Origin of the sequence: Streptomyces sp. NPDC127084 (genome assembly GCF_042724175.1) — a bacterium.
Lineage (GTDB): Bacteria > Actinomycetota > Actinomycetes > Streptomycetales > Streptomycetaceae > Streptomyces.
In genome coordinates this window covers 596-7,240 of the sequence record NZ_JBHXFA010000200.1, presented here as the reverse complement: position 1 = coordinate 7,240, position 6,645 = coordinate 596, and the positions used below count along the sequence as shown (strand labels likewise).

Sequence of the window (6,645 nt, the reverse complement as noted above, 5' to 3'; positions counted from 1 at the left end):
GGGGCGGGCGGGGGGGTCTCTCGGGGGGGGCGGGGCGGCCGCGGCGCGCGCGCCCCGGGCGCGCGGGGCGGGGCGGGGGCCCCCCGCCGCGGCGGATGAGCGTCCGTGAGCCCGGGGCGCTGTTCCAGCTCGCCCGGGCACGTGGGTGAGTGAGCCGAAGGGGCGCGCGGCCCCCGAACCGGAGAACACGCGGAGGCCGCGAGGAACGAGCGGCCGAGCATGACCGGCCGTCGGCGCCCGCCGCGAGCGCCCCGGTGGTGGTTCCCCCGCCGAAGGCAGGGAGCGTGAACCGAGCCCTGACAAGAAGGGGGCGGCCGGAGGTGTGCAGGGCCACCGCCGACATCGGGACCGCCACCAGCAGCAGTACCGCGCACAGCACCAGGCCCATCACCGGGTATCCGGCCCGTGCAGACAGCAGGCTGCCGGTCATCGGGCCGCAGGCCACACCCAGCGACGACGCGGCGCCCACCAGGACGGCCCACCTGCCGCGCGGGTCGAGCGAGGCGGCGAGGCCGAGCAGATAGGACAGGACCACCGGGTAGAAGAGGTTCCACAGCACCTCCCCGGTGGCGAAGCCCAGCAGGCCACGGGCCGACGAAGTCACCACGACGCAGCCGCCGATCAGCGCCGTGCCGACCCCGATCGGTATCGCCCGGCCGAGCCGGGAGCCGATCGCACCGGCGCCGATGACGCCCACCAGTCCCGCGCCCAGGGCCACCGCGAACACCGCGCCCACGGTGACCTCGCTCAGCCCGGCCTGGGTGGTGCCGATCCGGCCGCTGACCCCCCACAGGGCGTTCTGGGCCAGCGACCAGAACAGAAGCGCGCCCGCGAGCACCAAGCCGGAGCGGCGGCGCGGCAGCGGGGTCCGTGAGTCGAACGGGACCGCGGCGGAGCCCCCCGGCGCCGCCACCGCCCCGGTCCCGGCGCCGGCCCCCGACAGCCGTTCGGTCGCCGGCCAGACCAGTACCGCCACCAGGGCCAGCGCGGCGAACGGCACCGCATGGCCACCACCGAGCCGCGGAATCGTGAGATACAGCGCCCCCGCGGTCGCCGAGACAGACAGCAGCCCGAGCGAGGAGGCCCGGTGCGGATCGCGCCGCGCGGCGATGCCCGCCGCGGCCACCGCCGTCGCCGTACCCGAGCCGAGACCGCCGACGGCCGCACCCGCGATCACCAGCGGGACGTACGAGGTGAGAGCGGCGGCGCCGTAGCCGCCGAAGGCCAGCAGCAGCCCAAGCCGGGCCAGCCGCCGCTGCCCGTGGCGGTCGACACGGGACGCCAGCGCGAAACCGGCGATGGCGGAGTGGAGCAGCAGCGTGGAGCCCACCAGACCGGCCTCGGCGGAGCTGAGGCCGAGCCCGGTGGAAAGGCGTCCGACGACGGTCGGCAGGAGGTACGAGGCGAGGTAGCCGGCGTTGAACACGGCGACCAGGGGCCACGCGGCGCGCGGGCGCGAAGACATGGGCGTTCCCGGAACAGGGCAGGGCGAAGCAGGGGGTCAAAGAAGGGGGAGGCGCCCGGTGTTGCACAGGAACGTGGGGCAGCGGGGCAATTTGTATCAAGTGTGCCCGGGCCCGGAGAAGGTGGGATGGTGTGAAGCGGGACACATTCGGTTTGGGTGGGAACCCCGGGGGTAAACGCGCCCGGCCCAGTGGCCGTGTTCGTGTCCGTGTCCGTGGTCTCGGATCAGGCACACTGGGCAGAATCCCGCAGATCCCCCGCATTCCACCGTATCGCCGTGCACCGCACCCCCGGGAGGCGCCGTGATCACGCCCGACGGAGACCTGCACCACCTGCAACACGGCTTCGCCGCGCTCCCGTTGGACGAGCAAGTCGACCCGCTGCGGCACCTCCGCGCGGACGGCGATCCCCGCTGCGACGTGTTCCTGACCGGCACGGTCTTCCTGGACATCATCTTCACCGGCCTGGACAGCGCCCCCGTCCGGGGCACCGAGTCCTGGGCCCGGGGCATGGGATCGAGCCCCGGCGGTGTCGCCAACATGGCCACCGCCCTCGCCCGTCTCGGGCTGTGCACCTCGCTCGCGGCGGCCTTCGGCGACGACCACTACGGCGACTACTGCTGGGACGCGCTCGAACAGGGTGAGGGCATCGACCTCTCGATGTCGCGCACCATCCCCGGCTGGCACTCCCCGGTCACCGTCTCCATGGCCTACGAGGGCGAGCGGACGATGATCTCGCACGGTCATGAGGCACCGCCGTACGGCGACGGCACCGGTGAGCGCGGCGTGGACCGTGCGGAGGGCGTCCCCCCGGCCCGGGGATTTCCCCCCGCCCACCCGGTGCCCCCACGGGCACGGGCTGCCGTCGCATCCCTCGTACCCGGCCGCCCGGAGGGCTGGATCGCCGACGCCGCCGCCCGGGGCGCCCGGATCTTCGCCGACGTCGGCTGGGACGAGACCGGCCGCTGGGACCTCGCGGCACTCCCCGGGCTCGACCGGTGCGAGGCGTTCCTGCCCAACGCCGAGGAGGCGATGCGCTACACCCGCACCGAGTGTCCGCGCGCCGCCGCCCGGGCGCTCGCCGAGAAGGTGCCGGTCGCCGTGGTCACCCTCGGCGCGGACGGCGCCGTGGCCGTCGACGGAGGGTCGGGGGAGACCGCCGAGGTCCCGGCGATCGAGGTCGAGGCGCTGGACCCGACGGGCGCGGGCGATGTCTTCGTGGCCGGCTTCGTCACCGGCACCCTGGCCGGCTGGCCGCTGGCCGACCGACTGGCCTTCGCCGGGTTGACGGCCGCACTGTCGGTGCAGGAGTTCGGCGGGTCGCTCTCCGCACCCGGCTGGTCCGAGCTGGCCGCCTGGTGGCAGCGCGTACAGGGCTGGGTCGGCCAGGAACCGGAGGCGCTGGCCCGCTACGCCTTCCTCGGCAGGCTGCTGGACCGGCTGCTGCCCCGGGCCTCCCGCCCCTGGCCGCGAGCGCGGGCGGTGCCCACGATCGGCTTCCGCCGTTCACCGTGAGGTCCCGTGCCTTGTGCTGTGCCTGTGCCCTGTACCTGTGCCCTGTACCTGTGCTCCACGCGAGGTCCGCGCGTTCCCTGTGAGGCCCGGGTGAAAAACGCTTCGGCGGTGTCAGCGCGGGGTCGTACGCTTGTATCCAGAGGTTGTCGAGCAGCGAGAACCCCGCAACGGGAGGTATGCGCAGGCCACAGAGCCGGCCCATGACTCAGACACCCACAACCCAGAACACCCCCCGGCGGCCCGAGCGCCCCGAGGGGAACCCTGCGGGGCAGGCACGAGCCCAGTTCACCGTCCCTGCGAAGCATCCGATGGTGACGGTTCTCGGTTCGGGTGACGCCCTGCTGCGCGTGATCGAGAGGGCCTTCCCCGGGGCCGATATCCATGTCCGGGGCAATGAAGTCAGTGCGGTGGGGGATGAGCGGGAAGTCGCCCTGATCCAGCGCCTGTTCGACGAGATGATGCTGGTGCTCCGCACCGGGCAGCCGATGACGGAGGACGCGGTGGAACGCTCGATCGCCATGCTCAGGGCGAGCGAGAACGGCGAAGGTCCGGACGAGACCCCGGCCGAGGTGCTCACACAGAACATCCTCTCCAGCCGTGGTCGCACCATCCGCCCCAAGACCCTCAACCAGAAGCGCTACGTCGACGCCATCGACAAGCACACCGTCGTCTTCGGCATCGGCCCGGCGGGCACCGGCAAGACCTATCTGGCCATGGCCAAGGCGGTCCAGGCGCTCCAGTCCAAGCAGGTCAACCGGATCATCCTGACCCGGCCCGCGGTGGAGGCGGGGGAGCGGCTCGGCTTCCTGCCCGGCACGCTCTACGAGAAGATCGACCCGTATCTGCGCCCGCTGTACGACGCGCTGCACGACATGATCGACCCCGATTCGATCCCGCGCCTGATGGCCGCGGGCACGATCGAGGTCGCGCCGCTGGCGTATATGCGCGGTCGTACGCTCAATGACGCCTTCATCATCCTGGACGAGGCCCAGAACACGAGCCCCGAGCAGATGAAGATGTTCCTGACCCGCCTCGGCTTCGATTCGAAGATCGTCATCACCGGTGACATCACCCAGGTCGACCTGCCCGGCGGGACCAAGAGCGGTCTGCGTCAGGTCCGGGAAATCCTGGACGGGGTCCCCGATGTGCACTTCTCCATGCTGACGTCGCAGGATGTCGTCCGGCACAAGCTCGTCGGCCGTATCGTCGACGCGTACGAGCGGTACGACAGCCGTGACGGCACCCACCACGCCACCCACGGCTCAAGCGCCGGCCACGGCACCCACGGCACCAGCGGCTCCCACGGGAAGTGAACCGATCAGCACCATGTCGATCGACGTCAACAACGAGTCCGGCACAGAGGTCGACGAAGAGGCGATCCTCGACATCGCCCGCTACGCCCTCGCGCGGATGCGTATCCACCCGCTCTCCGAACTCTCGGTGATCGTCGTGGACGCCGAAGCCATGGAGCAGCTCCACATCCAGTGGATGGACCTGCCCGGGCCGACCGATGTCATGTCGTTCCCGATGGACGAGCTGCGTCCGCCGGCGAAGGACTCCGACGAGCCTCCGCAGGGGCTGCTCGGCGACATCGTGCTCTGCCCCGAGGTCGCCCTCAAGCAGGGCGAGGAAGCCCCGACGCAGCACTCCATGGACGAGGAGCTCCAGCTCCTCACCGTCCACGGAGTGCTGCATCTCCTCGGCTACGACCACGAGGAGCCGGACGAGCGCGCCGAGATGTTCGGCCTGCAGGCGGCGATCGTGGACGGCTGGCGTGCGGAGAAGGGCCTGACAGGCCCCTCCCCGGCACCGACCGTCTCATGAGACCGGTCCACAACGGCGGCGCCGCTCCCACGCGCGGCGCCGTTCACCGTGTCCACCGTGTCATCGCCCACCGTGCCCATCACGTACGCGCACATCGACCGGACGGGTCCGCCTCATGAGTGCCCAGCTGATCGCCGGTGCGATCCTGCTCGTCGTCGTCGCCTGGCTCGCCGCCTGCGCCGAGGCGGGCATCGCCCGGGTCTCCGGCTTCCGCGCCGCCGAGGCCCAGCGCGCGGGGCGGCGCGGAGCCGACAAGCTGGTCCAGGTGGCGTCCGACCCCACCCGCTATCTCAACGTCGCCCTGCTGGTGCGGGTGGCCTGCGAGATGGCGGCAGGCGCTCTGGTCACCTACGCCTGCCTCCAGGAGTTCCCCGCGACCTGGGAGGCGCTGGCCGTCGCCATCGGCGTCATGGTGCTCGTCTCCTATGTCGCCGTCGGCGTCTCGCCGCGCACCATCGGCCGCCAGCACCCGCTGAACACGGCCACCGCCGCCGCGTACGTCCTGCTGCCGCTGGCTCGCGTCATGGGCCCCGTCCCGCAGCTGCTGATCCTCATCGGCAACGCCCTCACCCCCGGCAAGGGCTTCCGCAAGGGCCCGTTCGCCAGTGAGGCGGAACTGCGCGCCATGGTGGACCTCGCCGAGCAGGAGTCGCTGATCGAGGCCGAGGAGCGCAAGATGGTGCACTCCGTCTTCGAGCTCGGCGACACGCTCGTACGCGAGGTCATGGTCCCGCGCACCGACCTGATCTGCATCGAGCGCTACAAGACCATCCGCCAGGCGCTGACCCTGGCGCTGCGTTCGGGCTTCTCCCGGATCCCGGTGACCGGTGAGAACGAGGACGACATCGTCGGGATCGTGTACCTCAAGGACCTGGTCCGCAAGACGCATATCAACCGCGACGCCGAGGCCGAGCTGGTCTCCACGGCGATGCGGCCCGCGGCCTTCGTGCCCGACACCAAGAACGCCGGTGATCTGCTGCGTGAGATGCAGCGGGAGCGCAACCACGTGGCCGTCGTGATCGACGAGTACGGCGGCACGGCGGGGATCGTCACCATCGAGGACATCCTTGAGGAGATCGTCGGTGAGATCACCGACGAGTACGACCGCGAGCTGCCGCCTGTGGAGGAGCTCGGGGACTCCCGCTACCGGGTCACCGCCCGGCTCGACATCGGGGACCTCGGCGAGCTGTTCGGGTTCGAGGAGTTCGACGACGAGGACGTGGAGACGGTCGGTGGGCTGCTGGCCAAGTCCCTCGGACGGGTCCCGATCGCCGGGGCGACCGCGATGGTGGAGCTTCCGGACGGGCGCGTCCTGCGGCTGACGGCCGAGTCGCCCGCAGGACGGCGGAACAGGATCGTCACCGTTCTGGTGGAGCCATCGGAACCGGCAGGGACGGCGGGGAGCTGACGCGTGACCGACCGGATGACCGCGGAGCGGCTTCGTGCCTGCTGCCTGGAGCAGAACGCGGCGGTGGAGGACTTCCCCTTCACGCCGGAGGTCTCCGTCTTCAAGGTGGCCGGGAAGATGTTCGCCCTCAGCGACCTCGGGTCCACCCCGCTGAAGGTGTCGCTGAAGTGCGATCCGGACGAAGCGGTGCGGTTGCGCGCCGAGTACCCGGCGATCGTGCCGGGCTGGCATCTGAACAAGCGGCACTGGAACACGGTCACGGTGGCGGAGCTCCCGGACCGTATGGTCCGGGAGCTCATCGAGGACTCGTACGACCTGGTCGTGGGGGGGGGGGGGGGGGGGGCCCCGCGGCGCCCCCCCCCCCCCCCGCCCGGCAACGAACCAACACGCGGCGGACACCCACCCCCCCCCCCCCCCCCCCCCCCCCCCACCCCC

5 protein-coding genes and 1 pseudogene are annotated in these 6,645 nt (G+C 71.7%); 5 read left to right on the top strand and 1 reads right to left on the bottom strand.

Annotated features, from left to right (window positions below; all coding sequences use genetic code 11):
* Positions 1-1,465, bottom strand: a 1,465-nt coding sequence (locus ACFWI9_RS30395; protein WP_387167303.1) for an MFS transporter, incomplete at its 3' end; no start/stop codon positions are given.
* Between the two features lie 331 nt (positions 1,466-1,796).
* Between ACFWI9_RS30395 and ACFWI9_RS30390 the strand changes: the two genes are divergently transcribed.
* From ACFWI9_RS30390 to ACFWI9_RS30370, 5 genes and pseudogenes are all read left to right on the top strand, one after another.
* A complete protein-coding gene (locus ACFWI9_RS30390; RefSeq protein ID WP_387167315.1) occupies positions 1,797-2,978 on the top strand; it encodes a carbohydrate kinase family protein in 1,182 nt (393 codons plus the stop codon).
* A gap of 200 nt (positions 2,979-3,178) precedes the next feature.
* Positions 3,179-4,291, top strand: a complete 1,113-nt coding sequence (locus tag ACFWI9_RS30385; protein ID WP_387167300.1) for a PhoH family protein — start codon at positions 3,179-3,181, stop codon at positions 4,289-4,291.
* 13 nt (positions 4,292-4,304) lie between these two features.
* On the top strand, positions 4,305-4,802 hold the full coding sequence (gene ybeY, locus ACFWI9_RS30380; RefSeq protein WP_387167297.1) for an rRNA maturation RNase YbeY: 498 nt from the start codon (positions 4,305-4,307) through the stop codon (positions 4,800-4,802).
* Between the two features lie 115 nt (positions 4,803-4,917).
* Positions 4,918-6,210 (top strand): hemolysin family protein, encoded by a 1,293-nt coding sequence (locus tag ACFWI9_RS30375; protein WP_387167295.1) that lies wholly within the window; start codon positions 4,918-4,920, stop codon positions 6,208-6,210.
* A 15-nt stretch (positions 6,211-6,225) separates the two neighbouring features.
* A pseudogene (locus ACFWI9_RS30370) lies at positions 6,226-6,540 on the top strand (MmcQ/YjbR family DNA-binding protein); the annotation flags it as partial.
* Positions 6,541-6,645: the final 105 nt, after the last annotated feature.